This window comes from Plantactinospora sp. WMMC1484, assembly GCF_049315195.1.
Classification (GTDB): domain Bacteria; phylum Actinomycetota; class Actinomycetes; order Mycobacteriales; family Micromonosporaceae; genus Plantactinospora.
The window spans coordinates 124964-144084 of record NZ_CP186055.1 but is presented as its reverse complement, the minus strand read 5'-3'; the positions used below and the strand labels follow the sequence as shown (position 1 = coordinate 144084).

14 protein-coding genes are annotated in these 19121 nt (G+C 73.8%); 11 read left to right on the top strand and 3 right to left on the bottom strand.

Annotated elements, in window-relative coordinates; all coding sequences use genetic code 11:
• Nucleotides 1-122: 122 nt before the first annotated feature.
• Nucleotides 123-287: a hypothetical protein gene (locus ACN28C_RS00645; RefSeq protein ID WP_422771679.1), complete on the bottom strand. Its 165-nt coding sequence runs from the start codon at nucleotides 285-287 to the stop codon at nucleotides 123-125.
• Nucleotides 288-459: 172 nt separating this feature from the next.
• On the opposite strand from ACN28C_RS00645, the gene ACN28C_RS00640 reads away from it, so the two are divergent.
• Nucleotides 460-1359, top strand: coding sequence for a TIGR00730 family Rossman fold protein (locus tag ACN28C_RS00640; RefSeq protein ID WP_422771678.1), 900 nt, complete (start codon nucleotides 460-462; stop codon nucleotides 1357-1359).
• Between the two features lie 100 nt (nucleotides 1360-1459).
• Here ACN28C_RS00640 and ACN28C_RS00635 read toward each other — a convergent pair whose 3' ends face one another.
• Together ACN28C_RS00635 and ACN28C_RS00630 are read right to left on the bottom strand one after the other, a co-directional pair.
• Nucleotides 1460-1843 (bottom strand): hypothetical protein, encoded by a 384-nt coding sequence (locus tag ACN28C_RS00635; RefSeq protein ID WP_422771677.1) that lies wholly within the window; start codon nucleotides 1841-1843, stop codon nucleotides 1460-1462.
• A 67-nt stretch (nucleotides 1844-1910) separates the two neighbouring features.
• Nucleotides 1911-2228, bottom strand: a complete 318-nt coding sequence (locus ACN28C_RS00630) for a hypothetical protein (RefSeq protein WP_422771676.1) — start codon at nucleotides 2226-2228, stop codon at nucleotides 1911-1913.
• Between the two features lie 217 nt (nucleotides 2229-2445).
• Here ACN28C_RS00630 and ACN28C_RS00625 point away from each other — a divergent pair, with 217 nt between their 5' ends.
• The 10 genes from ACN28C_RS00625 (at nucleotide 2446) to ACN28C_RS00580 (ending at nucleotide 19121) form a co-directional block, all read left to right on the top strand.
• A complete protein-coding gene (locus ACN28C_RS00625; RefSeq protein ID WP_422771675.1) occupies nucleotides 2446-4329 on the top strand; it encodes a hypothetical protein in 1884 nt (627 codons plus the stop codon).
• 341 nt (nucleotides 4330-4670) lie between these two features.
• Nucleotides 4671-5558 carry an AbfB domain-containing protein gene (locus tag ACN28C_RS00620; RefSeq protein ID WP_422771674.1) on the top strand — a complete coding sequence of 296 codons (888 nt, stop codon included), beginning with the start codon at nucleotides 4671-4673 and terminating at the stop codon, nucleotides 5556-5558.
• Between the two features lie 237 nt (nucleotides 5559-5795).
• The gene (locus ACN28C_RS00615; protein WP_422774916.1) at nucleotides 5796-9290 is read left to right on the top strand and encodes an ATP-dependent helicase; all 3495 of its coding nucleotides are present in this window, start codon (nucleotides 5796-5798) and stop codon (nucleotides 9288-9290) included.
• On the top strand, nucleotides 9287-12745 hold the full coding sequence (locus ACN28C_RS00610; protein ID WP_422771673.1) for an ATP-dependent helicase: 3459 nt from the start codon (nucleotides 9287-9289) through the stop codon (nucleotides 12743-12745). Before ACN28C_RS00615 ends, ACN28C_RS00610 begins: the two co-directional genes overlap by 4 nt.
• A 332-nt stretch (nucleotides 12746-13077) precedes the next feature.
• Complete coding sequence (gene cspE / locus ACN28C_RS00605) at nucleotides 13078-13281, top strand: transcription antiterminator/RNA stability regulator CspE (protein WP_007464836.1); 204 nt, start codon at nucleotides 13078-13080, stop codon at nucleotides 13279-13281.
• 249 nt (nucleotides 13282-13530) lie between these two features.
• Complete coding sequence (locus ACN28C_RS00600) at nucleotides 13531-14910, top strand: DEAD/DEAH box helicase (protein WP_422771672.1); 1380 nt, start codon at nucleotides 13531-13533, stop codon at nucleotides 14908-14910.
• Between the two features lie 204 nt (nucleotides 14911-15114).
• Nucleotides 15115-15324, top strand: a complete 210-nt coding sequence (locus ACN28C_RS00595; RefSeq protein WP_422771671.1) for a hypothetical protein — start codon at nucleotides 15115-15117, stop codon at nucleotides 15322-15324.
• A gap of 135 nt (nucleotides 15325-15459) precedes the next feature.
• On the top strand, nucleotides 15460-16404 hold the full coding sequence (locus ACN28C_RS00590; RefSeq protein ID WP_422771670.1) for a hypothetical protein: 945 nt from the start codon (nucleotides 15460-15462) through the stop codon (nucleotides 16402-16404).
• Between the two features lie 81 nt (nucleotides 16405-16485).
• On the top strand, nucleotides 16486-17799 hold the full coding sequence (locus tag ACN28C_RS00585) for a M16 family metallopeptidase (RefSeq protein ID WP_422771669.1): 1314 nt from the start codon (nucleotides 16486-16488) through the stop codon (nucleotides 17797-17799).
• Nucleotides 17796-19121, top strand: coding sequence for a M16 family metallopeptidase (locus ACN28C_RS00580; protein WP_422771668.1), 1326 nt, complete (start codon nucleotides 17796-17798; stop codon nucleotides 19119-19121). Before ACN28C_RS00585 ends, ACN28C_RS00580 begins: the two co-directional genes overlap by 4 nt.

Sequence of the window (19121 nt, the reverse complement as noted above, 5' to 3'; positions counted from 1 at the left end):
CGGCTCGGGCTCCGGCGCTGAGGCTCGCCCGGCCCGGCACCCCGATCCCGGTACGGTCCGGGCCGGCGGTGACCCCTCTGCCGCCGGCCCGGACCGCTGTCCCCGGGCTGTCAGTCGGCGGACTAGCCGTCGACGTGCTGGTGTGTCAGCGATTCCTGGGCCGACCCCGGCTCACCGTCGTCGGCACCGACCGGCGCGGTGGTGCGGGCCAACCGGCGCTCGGCCACCACCGCCCTGATCCGGCGCTGCATCTGTCGGCGAAGCCGGATGATCTCCCCGTTGGTCATCACAATTGCCCCCCGGAAGGTGCGCGGCCGTGGTGTGGGCGCCGCGCGTTTCCCTTTGTGAATGGTAAGACGCTGGTGAGACATGTTTGGTTGCGCCGGCGCCGGATGTTTGTCCCGCGGCGTACCGGATCACGCCACCCCGGCGCCGGTCCACGGGATTACGGTGGAGCCCATGAACCACAGCGAGAGCCGGAACGGCGGCCGGGGCCCGGGACCGGAACGGCACCGGGGGGCGGTCACGCTGCGCCGCGAAGCGATCCCGTTGAGTACGGCGGACCAGCGGCTGCTCGACTCCCGGAGCCGCGGCGACTGGAAGACCAAGGACGCCTGGCGGGCCCTGCGCATCCTGTCGGAGTTCGTGGAGGGCTTCGACACCCTCGCCGACCTGCCCCCGGCGGTCAGCGTCTTCGGCTCTGCCCGCAGCAAGCCCGACAGCCCGGAGTGCGTGCTCGCCGAGCAGCTCGGTGCGGCGCTCGCCGCCGCCGGCTACGCGGTGATAACCGGCGGCGGACCCGGGGTGATGGAGGCCGCCAACCGGGGCGCGACGGAGGCCGGCGGCCTCTCGGTCGGGCTCGGCATCGAGCTACCGTTCGAGCAGGGCCTCAACGACTGGGTCGACATGGCGATCGACTTCCGGTACTTCTTCGCCCGCAAGACGATGTTCGTCAAGTACGCCCAGGCGTTCGTCGTGCTGCCGGGTGGCTTCGGCACCCTGGACGAACTCTTCGAGGCGCTGACCCTGGTGCAGACCGGCAAGGTGACCCGGTTTCCCGTGGTCCTGATGGGAATGGCGTACTGGCGCCCGCTTATCGACTGGCTCCGGGACACGCTCGCGGCCGACGGGAAGATCGGCCCTGCCGACCTCGAACTGATCATCATCACCGACGACGTCAGCGCCGCCGTCCGGCACATCGTGGAGGCCGACGCGGCCCTCGCCGCCGAGCAGGAGGCGATCCAGGAGAGCGCGATAGCCCAGGCCGAGGCCGCCCAGCAGTCGGCGGCCCGGCAGTCGGCGGCTCAGCAGTCGGCGGCTCAGCAGCCGGCGGCCGGGCGGCGGCGCGGCTCCCGCTGACGCCCGGCGCGGACGCCCGCATGACGGCGGCTTCCGCTGACGGCGGCGCTGCCTGTACTGACGGACGCGTCGGCCACGACGGAACGCCGGGACGCGTCGGCTACGACAGCACGTCGACGCTTCGCGGCGAGAACGCGGTGGAGCCGCCCGGTGGCAGCACGACGGAGGGCAGGCCGGAGCAGCCGAGCGCGGGATAGACCACGATGGTCGCGTCGGTCTGGTTCCGCACGACGGTGCCCGCCGGGAGGCTGGCCTGGATGTTGTGGCAGCCGGCGGGTGGGTTCAGCAACGTGACGTTCGGCCCGGTCGGGCTGGAGATGCTGATCCGACCGGTGGCGGCGAGGCCGGGCGAGCCGGCGAGGCCGACGGCGGCGCCGGCCAGCACGCCGACGACTGCCACCCGGGCGGCCCGGCGCCACGTCGACGCCCGGCGCGTCCCGGCCACCGCTCCCTGTCCTACCCGCGCTGCCTGTGAATGCTCCATGACTTCCTCCAAGGGATCGACGTGCCGGCGGTACGGCTCGACCCGGCGAAACTAGCCACGGCCGGCTTCAACCCGCTTTCACCCGTCCCTGCCGACGCGGGATTTGGTGCGTGCCCTGGATGACGTCGAGTGCGGCGTGGAACTCGGCGGGCATGACGCGTCCGACGGCCGACCGCCTCGCCGAAGGTTGATCCGACAGGCCCGGCCGCAGCGCGCCGCCCACGATATGGAACAGCTCCCGGGACGTGCCGCGGTGTCGGCGGTCGGCGATCCGGCCAGGGTTCACCCACCGCGCGGCGGTCTTCGGGTCGACCGCGACCTTCTCTGCCAGCGGCTCGGCGGTCTCGCCCAGCTCGGCCATGGCAATCCGTACGGCCTCGTTCATGTCGCCTCCCCATTGGACGTTCTCAGCATCCGCCCACCATGGCGATACCGTTTGTGTTTGTCCGACCACGAAGAGCGTTAATATGCTGACGGTTTGATTGAGGAGAGCCCGGCCAGTCGCTGGTCCGAGTGCCGGGCATTTCCCCGGTCCGGCCGTTCCACCACGGCAGGACCGAACGGCCGTGTCCGAGACTGGACCGGCCGGGCATGATCAGCCGATGTCCCCGAACCGGCCCTGGTGGCGCGATCCCCGCCTGCTCCTCCTGCTCACCGGCGCCGCCGTGGTCACCGCCGCGATAGCCGGTGCGGAGCTGGCCCGGCCCTGTTCGGTGGCGCAGCCGTGCCGGCCGAGTGCGGTCTCGGCGACCTCGATCGGCCTGCTCGCCGGATCGATGATCGCCGTATACCTGCACGCGCGTACCGCGGCCTGGTTGGCGACCGCCATGGCGGTGACATTCGTGCTGGCCGACATCGCCGACCCGGTCATGTCGTGGTGGGTCTACCCGGTGGTGGCCGGGCATGCCGCCGTCGGCTGGTACGTCTCCGATCCGGCCCGCCGGGCCGGCGACCCGGGTCCGGCCGTGACGCCGCCGGTGACGGACCACCGGCCGGCCCCGGCCCCGGACACCCGGCTGCCGGTACTCGGCCGGCGCTGGTTCGCCCTGGCCGGCGTGCTCGCCGTCGGGGTCGCCGCGTTGACCTGGTGGTCCTATGCCGAGCAGGCGCGTAAGGACGCCCAGCAGCGGGCGGCCCGGCAGGTCACCGGGACGGTGCGCGAGCATGTCGACGAGTTCACCGCCCGGGTCGACCTGCCGGACGGCAGCTCGGTGAAGGTGGACGTGCTGGACGCGGCCGACCATCCGGTCGGCGGCCCGATAGCGCTCTACGTCGACGGCCGGGGGCTCCGCCAACCGGTCAGCGAGCCCTACGACGCGACCGGCTGGCTGGCCCTGGCGGCGATCGCGGGCTCGGTCGCCCTCGCCGGCGCCCTGCGTGCCCTCGACGCCAATGCGGCGCTGCGCCGGCTCTTCGCGACGGCGCAACCCGTCCGGGCGGTACGCGCGGTCGAGAACTACCACGAGGTGTACGTCTTCCTGCCCGGCAGTGGCCCCGGCCGGGCAGCCGTGGCCACGATGCCGGCCGTCTACGCCGATCCGCCCGACGCCGATCCGCCCGACGCCGATCCGCCCGACGCCGATCCGCCCGACGCGGAGTCGTCCGACGCGGAGTCGTCCGACGCCGATCCGTCCGATACCCGTCCCGAGGACGTGCCGGTGCCGGCGGTGCTCTACGGCGACCCCCGGCCGGGGAGGTGGTGCGCGGTGCGCGTCGGTGGCCGGCTCCGGATGCCATCCGGCCCGGTGGAGTCGCTGCTCGACGTGTCGGTCGACACGGTCACGGGGGAACACCTTCCGGTGGCCGACGAGCCCGCCGTCGAGCTGACCCTGCTCGCCGCCGCCGACCGGCGGGCCACCCCGGCCAAGCTGCGTCTGCACCGGATGCATCCGCTGCTCGCCTGGGCCAGGGCGCTGGGTACCGTTCCGGTGACACTGGCGACCGTCGGTCAGTTCGTCGCCGGCCTGGTCGCCCCGCTGGACGCCGTGGCGGCCGTGGGCATCGCGGCGCCGCTGACCGCCGCCGCGCTCTACTTCGGATGGAGGCGGTGGCTGCGCCCGTACCTGTGCTGGAACGCGGGCGGTCTGGTCGAGGTGACGCCGTGGCGGATCGTCCAGATCACCTGGTCGGCCCGGACCCGGGTGGAGCAGACCGAAGGTGGCGGCGTGCTCGTCATCGCCGACGAGGACGAGAACGAGAAGGATGACGAGGACGAGAACGAGAACGATGAGGACGACGGGGAAACGTTCGTCGCGGTGGTGGCGCGGAGGCATTTCCGGCTGCTCCCGGCCGCGCCGGGCGAGCGTACCGCCGACGAACTGGCCAATGCCCTCCGGTACGCCCGCGAGCAGGCACTCGCGACTGCCGGCGCGGTACCGCCACCGACGGTAGAGCCACCACGACCGCCGGTCGGCCCGCTGCTGGCCTGCTGGTTCGTGCTGGCCTCGCTCGGCGCCGCCGCCCTGCTCTGGCTGACCGCCGTCTGACCCTCGGCATGGTTGCCGGTACGGGTCGGAATTTGATTCCGTGCGGTGCCCATTACTCCAATCGTCACGATCAGTCGAGACTTGTACTCCACCTCGATCAGGTGGGAAAGTGACACGTCCCGCGACGCGAGGAAGCTTCCGCGCGGGGCAGTCGGGGTGTAGCGGCGGCCGACTGGAATGGAGCACACGTGTCTGAGGACGACATTGCCGGAGCACTGCGAATCGGCAGGTGGCTGCCTTCTCATGAAGCCGGTCGAGCCCGTCGAGCTGCGGTTTCGCATTCATCGACGTCCACCTGCGTCGACGGCGGCGGTGTCGACACCGGCGCCGGACCGGTTCCGGTGGGAACGGATCGGGAGCGGTCCTGGCGGCGCGTCGCGGGGGTGGCCCGGCGGGACCGTTGGCACGGCTCCGGGGAGCGCTCCTCCTCCGGCGTGCTGCTCGCCGGCACCACCGCGCTGCTGATGCTCGCGACGCTCGCGACCGTCTTCCTGGCACAGGGTGCCGGCCAGACCCGGATGGAGTGGGAATCCGCGCCGGTCCTGCCCGACATCCGGTCGAGCGTGCCCCTCGACGACCTGTCGTTCCCCGGTGCACCGAGCCCGGATCCGCCGGAGCCGGACGGTGAGGACCCGGCGGCGGAGGTCGGGATGGTGAGCGAAGCACGCAACCCCACCCCGAAACCCGGCCGTACGACGCCGCCCGCCCCCGCGAAACAGCCAACCCGTACGACGTCCCCGGGCCGTACGACCGCGCCGCCGAAGGCGGAGGAAGCGCCGAAGCCGCCCACGCTCGCCCAGGGCGCCCGGGTCGGGCTGGAGCCGGTCACGAGATCGGGGTTCCGGATCCGGCACGCGCGATTCGTCGGACGGGTCGACCGGATCGGCACGGGCAGCAGGTGGCACGACCGGCTCGACGCCACATTCGTGATCCGGTCCGGCCTGGCCGACCGGCGCTGCGTCTCCCTCGAATCCGTGAATTATCCGGGTTACTACCTGCGGCACCAGAACTTCAGGATCTATCTGCACCGCCGCGACGGCTCGGCACTCTTCGCCGCCGACGCCACGTTCTGTGCCATTCCCGGACTGGCCGGCGAGGGAATCTCGCTACGCTCGCGCAACTATCCGAGCCGCTATCTCTGGCACAGCGGATCGGAGTTGCGTATCCGGACCCCCAGCGGCGCCCCGGACCGGGCCGCCGCGACCTTCACGGTCAGGTCACCCCTCTGACGTCGGGTCGGACTGACCGGAATCGCCACCCCGACTGCCCGCCGGATGGTAACCGGCGCAGCTCGACAGTTCGCCGAACGGCCACCCCGACCCGACAACCCCACATCCCGACCGACACGCCGCCCACGAGACGGAGTATTCCTGTGACGCGACGGTCCTCGGTCGGACCACTCGGACAGGCGTGACACGGGCGTACCTGAGGGTCGCTCGTCGGGGCGGCGTGGTGTGATGGGCGACGTGCAGGCGTACCGGCTGGTTCGCCGGCCGGCCGAGGCCGGGCCGGCCCGACACGACGACCCAGAGCAGCGGGAGGTCGTCGCGCACACCGACGGCCCGCTGCTGGTCCTCGGTGGACCGGGCACCGGCAAGACGAGCACCCTGGTCGAGGCGGTCGTCTCCCGGGTCGCCGAGGGCGTCGACCCGGAACGCATCCTGGTGTTGGCATTCGGCCGCCGCTCCGCCACCGCGCTGCGGCACCGGATCGAGGCGCGGATCGCCGAGACCACCAACCGGGTACTGCACGAGCCGCTGGTCCGCACCTTCCCGGCGTACGCCTTCGGGCTGCTGCGCCGGTCGGCGGCGGAGCGCGGCGAGCCCTCGCCCCGGCTGCTCACCGGCCCGGAGCAGGATCTGATCATCCGGGAGCTGCTCGGGGTGATCGGTCTCGAGGAGGTCGACGGTGACGGTGGCGAGGCCGGGCCGGCGGCGGACGAACCCGACGACCCGGTCGGCTGGCCGGTGGAGTTGCGTGCGGCGCTGCGTACCCGGGCCTTTGCCGAACAGCTCCGCGACCTGCTGATGCGGGCCGCCGAGCGCGGCATCGGGCCGGTCGAGCTGGCCCGGCTCGGCGAACGGCTCGGCCGGGCCGACTGGCCGGCCGCCGCCCGGTTCCTCCGGCAGTACGTCGCGGTGCTCGCCCTGCGCGACGTCAGCACCCGGGGCTCGGTCGCCTACGACCCGGCCGAACTGGTCCGGGCCGCCTCCGGTCTGCTCACCGACGACCCCGACCTGCTCGACGCCGAGCGGGCCCGGCTCGCACACGTCTACGTCGACGACCTCGCCGACACCGACCCGGCCCAGATCGACCTGCTGCATCTGGTGGCCGGCGGCGGCAGGTCACTCGTCGCCTTCGGTGACCCGGACTCGTCCACCTACGCCTTCCGGGGCGCCGACCCGGAGATCGTGCACAGCTTTCCGCACCGGTTCCGTACCGCCTCGGGGGCGGTGGCCGGCACCCGGCTGCTGCACACGTCGTACCGGTCGGGGCCGGAGCTGCTGGCCGCGACCCGGCGGTTGGCGCGGCGGCTGCGCGGGCCGGTGGCCCACCGTGACCTGCGCCCGGTGCCGGGCGCCGCGCCGGGGACGGTGCAGATCCGCACGTTCCGCTCCGGCACCAGCGAGGCCGCCTATCTGGCCCACGCTCTCCGCTCGGCGCACCTGCTCGACGGGGTCCCCTGGTCGCGGATGGCGGTGCTGCTCCGCTCCACAGCCCTGCAACTCCCGCCGTTGCAGCGCGCGCTGCACACCGTCGGGGTGCCGACCGTGGTGCACGCCGAGGATCTGCCGCTGCACCTGCAACCGGCGGTGGCGCCGCTGTTGCTGCTGCTGCGCTGTGCGCTGGAGCCGGAGCGGCTGGACGAGGACGCGGCCGTCACGCTGCTGCACTCCCCGCTGGGCGGGGCCGACCCGCTGGCCGAGCGGCGGCTGCGGCAGGGGCTGCGTGCCCTGGCACTGGCCGGCGGCGACCGGCGCCCCTCCGGCGACCTGCTGGTGGAGGCACTACGGGAGCCGGGTGACCTGCTGGCGATCGAACGCCGCTGGGCGGCGCCGGCCCAGGCGGTCGCGAGCCTGCTCGCCGCCGCCCGGGAGGCCGCCGCCGTGCCGGGGGCGACGGCCGAGGAGGTGCTCTGGACGGTGTGGCGGGCCAGCGGGCTCGCCGAGCGCTGGAGTGCCGCCCTGGCCCGGTCACAGACCACGGCCGGCGCCCAGGACACCGGGCTGCGCTGGCGGGCCGCCGCCGCCGACCGGGACCTGGACGCGGTCGTCGTACTCTTCGACGCGGCGGCCCGGTTCGTCGACCGGCTGCCCGGGGCGCGTACCGAGGTCTTCCTCGACCACGTCATGGGGCAGGACCTGCCGGCCGACACGATCGCGCCGAGCGCCGACCGGGGCGAGGCGGTACGCCTGCTCACCGCGCACGCGGCCAAGGGGCTGGAGTGGGACCTGGTGGTGGTGGCCGGCGTACAGGAGGGAATCTGGCCGGACCTGCGGCTGCGCGGCAGCCTGCTCGGCTCGGAGCGGCTGGTCGACCTGCTCGCCGGGCGGGGTGAGGGGGCCGGGGAGGCGGCCACGCTCGTCGGGCAGACCTCGGCGATCCTGGACGAGGAGCGCCGGCTCTTCTACGTCGCCGCTACCCGGGCCCGGCGGAGGCTGCTGGTGAGCGCGGTCGCCTCGGCGGCGGTCGGGGTCGCCGACCACGAGGAGCAGCCCAGCCGCTTCCTCTACGAACTCGCCCCGCCGGACCCGGACGCGGCGGCCCCGCGGGACCCGGACCCGGACCCGGCGGCCCCGCGCGCACCGTCCGGCGCCGGGCCGGATGAGGTGTTAGGCGGGGGCCCTTCTTCTACAGAAAGCGATAACGGGGGGCCCTTCCTTGCACGGCCGCCGCGGGCGTTGACGTTGGCGGCGCTGGTGGCCGAGCTGCGTACCGCCGTGACGGATCCGGCGGCGTCGCCGGGCCGGCGGCGGGCGGCGGCGGCCGAGCTGGCCCGGTTGGCGGTGGCCGGAGTGCCGGGAGCGCACCCCGACGACTGGTGGGGGCTGCGGGCGCTCTCCGACGACCGGCCGCTTGTCGACGAGGGCGAACCGGTCCGGGTCACCCCGTCGGGGATGGAGAGCGCGCTGCGGTGCAGCCTGCGGTGGCTGCTGGAGCGGCACGGCGGCCGGGCGCCGGCCAGCTCGGCGCAGGGGGTCGGCAACCTGGTGCATGCCGCCGCCATGCTCGCCGAGGACGCCAGCGCCGACCGGGGGAAGCTGCTGGAATACGTCGCCGCCCGGTTCGACGTGATCGAACTCGCCGCCCGCTGGATGGCCGGCACCGAACGGGCCCGCGCCGAGGTGATGGTGGACAAGCTGCTGCGCTGGCTCGCCGGCAACCCGCGCCGGCTGCTCGCCATCGAGCACGAGTTCGCGGTACGCCTCGACGACCCGAAGCGCCCGATCGAGCTGACCGGCCGGGTGGACCGGCTGGAGGTGGACGCCGAGGGCCGGCTCGTGGTGATCGACCTCAAGACCGGCAGGTCGACGGCGGTGACCGCGTCGGAGCTGGCCGAGCATCCGCAGCTCGGCGCCTACCAGGCGGCGGTGGAGGCGGGGGCTTTCGAGGAGTTCGGCGCCGGGTCGGAGCCGGGCGGGGCCGCGCTGGTGCAGCTCGGCACCCCGACCCAGGACGCCAGGGAGCAGGTCCAGCCGCCGGTTGCCCCGGCCGAGGAGACCGGGAGCTGGGCGCGGGCGATGGTCCGGCGTACCGCCGACACGATGGCGGCGGCCACCTTCTCCGCCGTCGCCAACTCGAAGTGCCGGGTCTGCCCGGTGCGGACCAGTTGCCCGATCTCCGGTCAGGGCCGGCAGGTCGTCGAGCCGCCCACCCGGCGCCGCCCCGGCGACACCCGCGCGGACGATGACCCGGCGCCGAGGCCGCCCAGCCAGCGGGACGGCGGGGAGGGACGGTGACCCAGCCATCCCTGTTCACCTCGGCGCCGCCCCAGCGGGTCGCCGACGCCGGCCCGCGCTACACCCCGGTCGAGCTGGCCAAGCTGCTCCGGCTGCCGGCACCGACCCGGGAGCAGGCCGCGATCATCTCGGCGCCGGTCGAACCGCTGTTGGTGGTCGCCGGGGCCGGCTCCGGCAAGACCGAGACGATGGCCGCCCGGGTGGTATGGCTGGTCGCCAACGGGTACGTCGAACCGGGGCACGTCCTCGGCCTCACCTTCACCCGCAAGGCGGCCGGCGAACTCGGCACCCGGATCCGGACCCGCCTCGGCCAACTGGTGCGCCGGCTGGGCCGGAACAGCCGCAACAGCGACGACGACCCGTTCGGCGGCGAGCCGACCGTGGCGACGTACCACTCGTACGCGGCCCGGATCGTCACCGAGCACGGCCTGCGCGGCGGCTACGAGCCCTCCACCCGGCTGCTCACCGAGGCGTCCCGCTGGCAGATCGTCGACTCGATCGTCCGCAACCACGACGGGGACATGTCCGAGGTGGAGCGACAGCCGAGCACCATCACCGACGCCGTCCTCGCGCTCGCCGCCGATCTGGCCGAACACCTGGTCACCCCGGACGACCTGGCCGCCTGGACCGGACGGTTCTTCGCCGAGGTGCAGTCCCGGCCCGGCCGGGTCTACGCCGACGTGCGCAGGGCGCTGCACCTGCAACAGCTCCGGCTGCGGCTGCTACCGCTGGTCCGGGCGTACGCCCAGCGCAAGGACGACTTCGAGGCGATGGACTTCGGCGACCAGCTCGCCCGCGCGGCGCTGGTCGCCCGGGACCACCCGGAGGTCGGCGCGATCGAGCGCGGACGCTACCGGGTGGTGCTGCTCGACGAATACCAGGACACCAGCCACGCCCAGGTGGTGCTGCTCCGCTCCCTCTACGGCGGCGGGCACCCGGTCACCGCCGTCGGCGACCCGTGCCAGTCGATCTACGGCTGGCGGGGCGCCAGCGCCGGCACCCTGGACCGTTTCCCGGCCGAGTTCGCCGGGTCGGACGGCACCCCGGCCCAGGTGCGCACCCTCACCACGAGCTGGCGCAACCGGCCGCAGATCCTGGACGTCGCCAACGGGCTCGCCGCACCGCTGCGGGCCGCCGGGGCCCAGGTCGCCGAGCTGGCCGCCGCCTACCGGGTGGACGAGGAGATTCCCGGGCGCAGCGCCCGGGGCTACCCGGGCGGCACCGTGCACTGCGCGCTGCTCGACACGTACGCCGACGAGGCCGACTGGATCGCCGACAGCATCCTCGCGGCGTGGCGCGGGGCGGCCCGGATGCCGGACGCGCTGCCCGAGCAGATACCCGTGGTGGCCCGGCCGACGACGGCGGTGCTGGTCCGGCTGCGCAGCCAGATCCCGGCGATCGAGGCGGCACTGCGGGACCGGGGGCTGCCGGTCGAGGTGGTCGGGCTCGGCGGGCTGCTCGACACCCCCGAGGTGCGGGACGTGGTCTGCACGCTGCGGGTGCTCTCCGACCCGACCGACGGCGCCGCGCTGCTCCGGCTGCTGACCGGGGCGCGCTGGCGGATCGGGCCGCGTGACCTGGTGGCCCTGCACCGGCGCGCCACCGCGATCGCCCGCGCCCGGCAGGCACTGCCCCGGGGCGGTGACGATGACGACGCCGAGCCGGAGATCGTGACCGACCGGCTGGACGAGGCGACCCTGGTCGAGGCGCTGGCCGACCTCGGCCCGGCGCAGGCGTACTCGGCGGAGGGCTATGCCCGGCTGCGGGCGTACGCGAAAGAACTCGGCCTGCTCCGGCACCGCCTGGACCAGCCGTTGCCGGACCTGCTCGCGGACGTCGAGCGGACCATCGGCCTCGACGTGGAGGTGGCGGTACGCGCCGGCAGCGACGGCCGGGGCGGCGACGCCGGCCTGGCCCGGGGGCACCTGGACGCGCTCGGCGACGTGGCGGCCCGGTTCGCCGGTGACTCGGCCGGCGCGCCGCTGCACGCCTTCCTCGCCTACCTCGCCGCCGCCGAGGACGAGGAGCGGGGCCTCTCCCCGGGCGAGGTCGAGGTGGTGGAGGGTGCGGTGCAGATCCTCACCGCGCACGCCGCCAAGGGGCTGGAGTGGGACGTCGTCTCGGTCGCCGGGCTGAGCAGGGGCGTCTGGCCCGGCGCCGCCCGCGGCTCCGACCACTACCTGCTCGGCCTCGGGGTGCTGCCGTTTCCGTTGCGCGGCGACGCGGACGGGCTGCCGAGGCTGGCCCTGGCCGACGCCGACGACCAGAAGGCGGTGGCGCGGGCGCTGACCGCCTTCACCGACGACTGGCGGGCGCACGACGAGCGGGAGGAACGCCGGCTGGCGTACGTCGCGGTGACCCGGCCGCGCCGGCTGCTGCTCTGCTCCGGCTACTGGTGGGGCGAGGGGACGAAGCGCCCGCGCGGCCCTTCGGCGTTCCTGACCGAAATCTACGACTGGTGCCTCGCCACTCCGGCCGAGGACGGCCGGAGTGGCTTCGTGGTCGACGCCTGGACACCGGAGCCGCCGGCCGACGCCACCAACCCGACCACCGAGGTGGTACTCCGGGCCGAGTGGCCGGCGGATCCGCTCGGCGCCCGCCGGCCGGTGCTCGCCGAGGCCGCCGCGCTCGTCCGCCAGCTCATCGCCGAAGGCGAAAGGAAGGGCCCCCCGTTATCGTTTTCTGTTGTAGAAGGGCCCCTTCCTAACACCTTCCCCCAGCCGGAGCCGGAGGTGGTGGAGCCGGAGGTGGTGGAGCCGGAGGTGGTGGCCTGGCGGCGGGAGGCGGACCTGCTGCTCGCCGAGCGGGAGATGCTGATGCATCGCTCAGGGCCGGCCGAGGTGGCGCTCCCCGAACATCTCTCCGTCTCGCAGCTTGTCATGCTGCGTCGCGACCCGGCGGCACTGGCCCGTACGCTGCGCCGGCCGATGCCCCGGCCGCCCGAGCCGTACGCTCGCCGGGGCACCGCGTTCCACGCCTGGCTGGAGCAGCGGTACGGGGTCAGTCGGCTGCTCGACGTCGACGAGCTGCCCGGGGCGGCGGACTCGGACGCCGCCCCGGACGAGGCGCTTGCCGAGTTGCAGGAGCGGTTCCTCGGCAGCGAGTGGGCCGACCGCACACCAATCGAGGTCGAGGTGCCGTTCGCCACTCTGGTGGGGGGGCTGCTGGTCCGGGGCCGGATGGACGCGGTCTTCAGCCTGCCCGGCGGGCGCTATGACGTGGTCGACTGGAAGACCGGCCGGCGGCCGACCGGGGGCGAGGCGGAGGCGGCGGCGGTGCAGTTGGCGGCTTATCGGCTGGCCTGGGCGGAACTGGCCGGTGTTCCGGTCGAGCGGGTACGGGCGGCCTTCCACTACGTACGCGAGAACGTCACCGTCCGACCGGCGGACCTGCTCGACGCCGACGGCCTGGCCGCCCTGGTGTCGCGAGTGCCGGAAGCGGTCGTCGTCCGCTGAGCCGTCGTCCGCCGAGCCGTCGTCCGCCGAGCCGTCGTGTGGTGGGCCGTCGTGTGGTGGGCCGGCGCCGGTGAGCGCCCGGCGGGGGTTCGGCACGCGAATCTGCCGGAATTGACGTCGCCGGGCCGGCGGTGTGCTAGCGTGGTGGCGTTGCAGTTTTGGTTCCCAGAGACTCTGTGTGCGCCTACGGGATTGTGACCGTAGGCGCGCTTTGTTGTGTCCGGAGTTCTCCGGGCGGGGCGACCAGAGCGACAGCGACCCACCGCTCCGGTGGGCACAACTTCGGTCCGCAACAGGTGCGGACCGTAACGTTCCGTCAGGAGACGAAACACATGGCAATTGGCACCGTGAAGTGGTTCAACGCCGACAAGGGCTTCGGCTTCATCACCCCGGACGGCGGCGGCGCCGACGTCTTCGCCCACTTCTCCGCGATCCAGAGCTCCGGCTACCGCAGCCTGGACGAGAACCAGCGGGTGGAGTTCGAGGTCACCCAGGGCCAGAAGGGCCCGCAGGCGGAGAACATCCGCCCGCTCTGACCGGGCATCTCCGGGCGACAGCCCGGAAGTGCGGCCTCTGCGGTGACACAGCCCGGAGACCACGTTCGACCACCGCGCCCAGACCGGCGTGGTGACGCGGCCAGCCCGCGCCCGACGGCACGGGCTGGCTCCCGCGTATTTCCCGGTCCGTGGCTGCGGTCACCGGGCGAGAACGGCCGGTGGCCCAGCCCGCCGGTGCTGCCGCCGGCGACCTTCCTCGACACGTACCGCTTCGAGGAAGGTCCCGTAATGACCCGCTCCACCCGCCCCACCCGCCCCATCCGCTCGTTCGCGGACGCACCGCTGGCTCCCGGGCTGCACGCCGCGTTGACCGCGAACGGCATCGTCACGCCGTTCCCGATCCAGGCGGCAACCCTGCCCGACTCCCTGGCCGGCCGGGACGTGCTCGGCAGGGGGCGTACCGGCTCCGGCAAGACCCTCGCGTTCGGCCTGCCCCTGCTCTCCCGCACCGCTGGGCGCCGGGCCCGGCCCGGCCGCCCGCTCGCCCTGGTACTGGTGCCCACCCGCGAGCTGGCACAGCAGGTGACCACGGCCCTCGCCCCGTACGCCCGCCCGCTCGGACTGCGCTGCGCCACCGTGGTCGGCGGGCTGTCGCTGCACCGGCAGGCGGAGGCGCTGCGGGCCGGAGCGGAGGTGGTGATCGCCACTCCGGGTCGCCTCGCGGACCTGGTCAACCGGGGCGACTGCCGCCTCGACCAGGTCGCCGTCACCGTGCTCGACGAGGCCGACCAGATGGCCGACATGGGTTTCCTGCCGCAGGTCACCGACCTGCTGCACCAGGTCGCGCCGGGTGGGCAGCGGATGCTCTTCTCGGCCACCCTGGACCGTGGCGTCGACCGGCTGGTCCGCCGGTTTCTCACCGACCCGGTGTCGCACTCCGTCGACCCCACGACCGCCACGGTGACCTCGATGACCCACCACGTTCTCCAGGTGGAGGCGCCGGACAAGGCGGCGGCGACAGCGCAGATCGCGGCCCGGGACGGTCGGGCCATCCTCTTCGTCGGTACCAAGCACCGGGCCGACCGGCTGGCCCGACAGCTGCTGACCAGGGGCGTACGGGCGGCGGCGCTGCACGGCGGGAAGTCGCAGCCGCAGCGGACCCGGGTCCTGGAGCAGTTCCGGGCCGGCCAGGTGACCGCCCTGGTGGCGACCGATGTGGCGGCCCGGGGCATCCACGTCGACGGACTCGACCTGGTGGTGAATGTCGACCCGCCGGCCGACCCGAAGGACTACCTCCACCGCAGTGGCCGTACGGCCCGGGCGGGTGAGTCCGGTCGGGTGGTCACGCTGGTGCTGCCGGAGCAGCGCCGCGACATGTCCCGGCTCCTCGGAGATGCCGGGATCAGGCCCGAGACGCTGGCGGTCCGCCCCGGTGACGAGGCGCTGGTGCGGCTCACCGGAGCGCGGGTCCCGGCGCAGACTGCGGCTTCGACCGCGGCTTCGACTGCGGCGCAGACCGCGGCTTCGAGCGCGGCTCTGACCGCGGCTTCAAGCGCAGTTTCGAGCGGCGCACCGACCGTGGCGGCGAGTGCGGTGCCGAAGCGCGGTTCCGGGAAACGGGTGGCCGGTGGAAGGTCCCGGCCGCGCCGCCTTCGCCGGGCCGCCTGAGGGCGCCGCAGGAACGGCCGCCGACCGGGCCGCATGATCGACGCTTGCCGGTCGCATGATCGGAGCGCCGATCGGTCAGGACAACTATGCCCGTGAATTCACCTGATCGGGTCCGATGGGTGACTGTGTGCGGCCTCTCGGCCGGCCATCCTGTCCTGGGGGAACCAGCGACCTTGGGGAAGGGTCGCACTGGGGGAGGTTGCAATGACCGTGCGTGTCGGCCAGGGGGCGATGCGGGAGATCCTTGTGGTGCTTGCGCTCGCGGTCGGTGGCCTGATGCTCGCCACGATCGCCGCGTTCACGCCGTGGTACGGCTTTGCCGCCGGGGTGCCCGAGGTCGAGGTGGTCGAGTTGCACGCTCCGACGGGTACGGAATCCGGGGACATCGGGATGACCGTCGCGGGTGACGGCTGAGCGAATCGGTCGCGCCGGCTCTCCAGCGGTCCACAACCGGAGGTCAGGCGTGCGGAGGGGGGCGGTCGAGCCGCGGGCGCCCGCCCGACGCGCTCGGCCGGCCGCCGGCCCGTGGTGTTGACTAGGACCATGCCGGTGAACGTTCCGCGCCACGCCGACGGTACGCAGGCGCCGTCCGGCACCGCCTGGGCAGCGGGCGTCGTCACCCGGACCGGCCTACCCGCACCGGCACCGGAGCCGCCTCCGGCACCGCCCGGCGGTGGGCGGGGTCCGGGGAACCGTCGCCTGTGGTGGTTCGGTGGTGCGGCCGCCGCCGTGCTGGTGATCGGTCTGGTGGTGGTGCTGGGGTTGACCATGTCCGGCGGGGTCGAGCCGATCTGGAGCCGACCGGAGGCTCCGACGGATGTCCGGCCCCCGCTGGCCCGGAAGTGTCCGCCACCGGGTTCGCCGGGCCAGGCCGCACCGGGAGCACCGACGCCCGGTGTGCCCGGCTCGCCGGGGCCGGCCGCGCCGGAGCCGGTCGAGCCCGTGGTGCCGCCGCCCGGTCCGGGGCAGCCGCTCCCGGAGCGCACCGTCGATCCGGAGGCGGGCATCTCGTACGCCGCCTACGGTGCCCCGTGGCAGCCGTGGCGCACGGTCTGGAGCGCCGGCACCCTGGAGGTGCCGTACCGGACCGGGCAGCACTTCGTCACCGAGTCGGAGTACGACGGCTTCAGCAACTACCACGCCTCCATCCTCTCCGCGGCGGTGCCGGCGGCGGAGAACGACGCCCTCACCTTCGACCTCGAGTGTGTCGGTCGGCAGGTGACGACCGACGTGCGGACGGAGTACTACCCGCAGCCGAACCGGCTGGAGTCGATCCGGGACGGCCGGACGACGCTCGACGGCCGCCCGGCCTGGGTGTCGGTGTTCCGGCTGCACTTCACCCGGCCGGGGTTGCGGGCCACCGACGAGTTGGCCGCGGTGGCCTGCATCGACGTCGGTCGGTCGACCGCCGCGATCCTCTACATCTCGATTCCCGGCACGCATCGGGAGTTCGACTGGGTGGTCGAGCACGCTCTCGCCTCCGTCCGGGTGTAGGGAGCCTCCGCGCGGGTGTAGGAAACGGCCGGCAGGTGCAGGGCGGTCACCGATGGTGGTGGGACGCGCTAGGGTCGGTTCGTGGCGGCGGGAAGATCGAGAATTCCAGCGACGAAGCATTCGATCGAGAGGTTCACCCTCGAGAACGGCCTGCGGGTGGTGCTGGCACCGGACCGTAGCGCCCCGGTGGTCGGCGTGGCGGTCATCTACGACGTGGGCATCCGGTCGGAGCCGGAGGGGCGGACCGGCTTCGCCCACCTCTTCGAGCACCTGATGTTCCAGGGTTCGGAGAATCTGGAGAAGCTGGCGCACTTCCGGCACGTCCAGGGTGCCGGCGGGACCTTCAACGGCTCCACGCACCTGGACTACACGGACTACTGGGAGACGCTGCCGAGCAACGCGCTGGAGCGGGCCCTCTTCCTGGAGGCCGACCGGATGCGCGGGCCCCGGCTCACCGAGGAGAATCTCCGCAACCAGGTCGACGTGGTGAAGGAGGAGATCCGGGTCAACGTGCTCAACCGGCCGTACGGCGGCTTTCCCTGGCTGCGACTGCCGCCGGTGCTCTTCGACACCTTCGCCAACGCGCACGACGGGTACGGCTCCTTCGACGACCTGGAGAATGCGCGCATCGCCGACGCGATCGACTTCTTCGACCGCTACTACGCCTGCGGCAACGCGGTGCTCGCGGTCGGCGGCGACCTGGACGTGGCGGAGGCGACGGAGCTGATCGAGCGGCACTTCGGGGACGTGCCGGCCCGGCCGGCGCCGGTCCGGCCCGACTTCGCCGAGCCGGACCTGGCCGGAGAGCGGCGGGAGTCGTACGTCGACCGGCTGGCGCCGCTGCCCGCGGTGGCGGCGGCCTGGCGGGTGCCGGACCCGATCGACGACTTCGCCGGTTACCTGCCGTACGTGGTCCTGGCCGAGGTGCTCACCGACGGCGACGCATCCCGGCTGGTGGAGCGGCTGGTGCTGCGGGACCGCACGGTGACCAGCGTCGGCGGCTATCTCGGGTTGATGGGTGACCCGTTCGACGTGCGGGACCCGACCGCGCTGGTGCTCCAGGCCCACCTGCCGCCCGGCGGTGGGGTGGAGAAGGTGCTCCAGACAGTCGACGAGGAGATCGACCGGCTCGCCACCGACGGGCTCGACGCCGAGGAGCTGGCCCGGACCCAGGCCCGGATGGCCACCCACCTGCTCCGGGAGACCGATGCGGTGCTCGGCCGCACGCTGCAGATGGCGGTGCTCGAGCAGCAGCGGGGTGATCCGGGGCTGCTGGGCGAGCTGCCCCGGCTGGTCGGCGAGGTGACCGGGGAGCAGGTACGCGCGGCGGCCGCCACGCTGCGACCGCAGCGCCGGGCCGCGGTCGAGGTCGTCCCGGGTGGAGGTGCCAGGTGAGCATCCGTACGCTGCCCGCGCTCGGGCCGAACCGCAAGCTCAAGCTGCCCCGCGAGGTGGAGCACACGCTGCCGAACGGGCTGACGGTCATCGTGCTGCGCCGGCCGGCCGTCCCGCTGGTCGAGGTGCGGCTCTGGGTGCCGTTCGGCCGGGCCCACCTGGCCCGGGGCCTGATGCTGTCGCAGACGCTGCTCTCCGGCACGGCCACGATGTCCTCGGTGCGGCTCGCCGCCGAGTTGCAGAAGGTGGGCGGCGGGCTCTCCGCCGGGGCCGACGCCGACCGGCTGATGATCTCGGGTAACGGCCTCAGCACCGGGCTGGACCGGCTCCTGGAACTGCTGGCCGAGGTGGTGACCGGGGCGAGCTATCCGGCCGACGAGGTCGCCACCGAGCGGGCGCGGCTGATCGACGGGATCCGGATGGCACAGAGCCAGCCGGCCCACCTGGTCCGCAGGGCTCTGCTGAAGCGGATGTACGGCAGGCATCCGTACGCCGTGCAGACGCCGGAGCCGGAGCAGGTCGAGGCGGTCCGGCCGGCCCAGTTGCGTACCCTGCACGCGGGTCGGGTGCGTCCGGCCGGGGCGGTGCTGCTGCTCGTCGGCGACGTGCAGCCGGCTCGGGCGCTCGACGCGGTGGAGCGGGCTCTCGGCGGCTGGACCGGGGACGGCGCGCCGGGGGAGCTGCCACCGACCCCGCCGCTGGAGCCGGGACCGCTGCTGCTGGTGGACCGCCCCGGGGCGGTACAGTCGTCGCTCCGGCTGGCACTGCCGGCGGTGCCGCGCACCCATCCGGACCATGCCGCGCTGCAACTGGCCAATCTGGTCTTCGGCGGCTACTTCTCGTCCCGCTGGGTGGAGAACATCCGCGAGGACAAGGGCTACACGTACGGGCCGCACTCGGTCGTCGAGCACTCGGTCGCCGGGTCCGCCCTGGTCGTCGCCGCCGAGGTGGCAACCGAGGTGACCGGCCCGGCGCTGCTGGAGACGATCTACGAACTGGGTCGGCTGGCCTCGCTGCCGCCGAAGGAGGACGAGCTGGAGCAAGCCCGCCAGTACGCCCTCGGCACGCTCCAGCTCGGCATCTCCACCCAGGCCGGGTTGGCGGCGGTGGCCAGCGCGTACGCCGGTTCCGGGCTCCGGCTGGAGTTTCTCGCCGAGCACGCCGCCCGGTTGGCGCGGGCGACCCGAGAGGAGGTGGCCGCGGCGGCGGCCACCTACCTGGCGCCGGCCCGGGCCGTCACCGTGGTGCTCGGCGACGCCGGCCAGGTCGAGGCGCCGCTGGGCGTGCTGGGACCGGTGCGGACCGAGGCCGCAGGGTCGTGA

What these genes read in the sequence shown, in the direction of transcription:
- ACN28C_RS00640 (WP_422771678.1), top strand. Translation starts at nt 460, where the DNA reads ATGAACCACAGCGAGAGCCGGAACGGCGGCCGGGGCCCGGGACCGGAA.
- ACN28C_RS00600 (WP_422771672.1), top strand. Translation starts at nt 13,531, where the DNA reads ATGACCCGCTCCACCCGCCCCACCCGCCCCATCCGCTCGTTCGCGGAC.
- ACN28C_RS00645 (WP_422771679.1), bottom strand. Translation starts at nt 287, where the DNA reads ATGACCAACGGGGAGATCATCCGGCTTCGCCGACAGATGCAGCGCCGG.
- cspE (WP_007464836.1), top strand. Translation starts at nt 13,078, where the DNA reads ATGGCAATTGGCACCGTGAAGTGGTTCAACGCCGACAAGGGCTTCGGC.
- ACN28C_RS00595 (WP_422771671.1), top strand. Translation starts at nt 15,115, where the DNA reads ATGACCGTGCGTGTCGGCCAGGGGGCGATGCGGGAGATCCTTGTGGTG.
- ACN28C_RS00635 (WP_422771677.1), bottom strand. Translation starts at nt 1,843, where the DNA reads ATGGAGCATTCACAGGCAGCGCGGGTAGGACAGGGAGCGGTGGCCGGG.
- ACN28C_RS00625 (WP_422771675.1), top strand. Translation starts at nt 2,446, where the DNA reads ATGTCCCCGAACCGGCCCTGGTGGCGCGATCCCCGCCTGCTCCTCCTG.
- ACN28C_RS00630 (WP_422771676.1), bottom strand. Translation starts at nt 2,228, where the DNA reads ATGAACGAGGCCGTACGGATTGCCATGGCCGAGCTGGGCGAGACCGCC.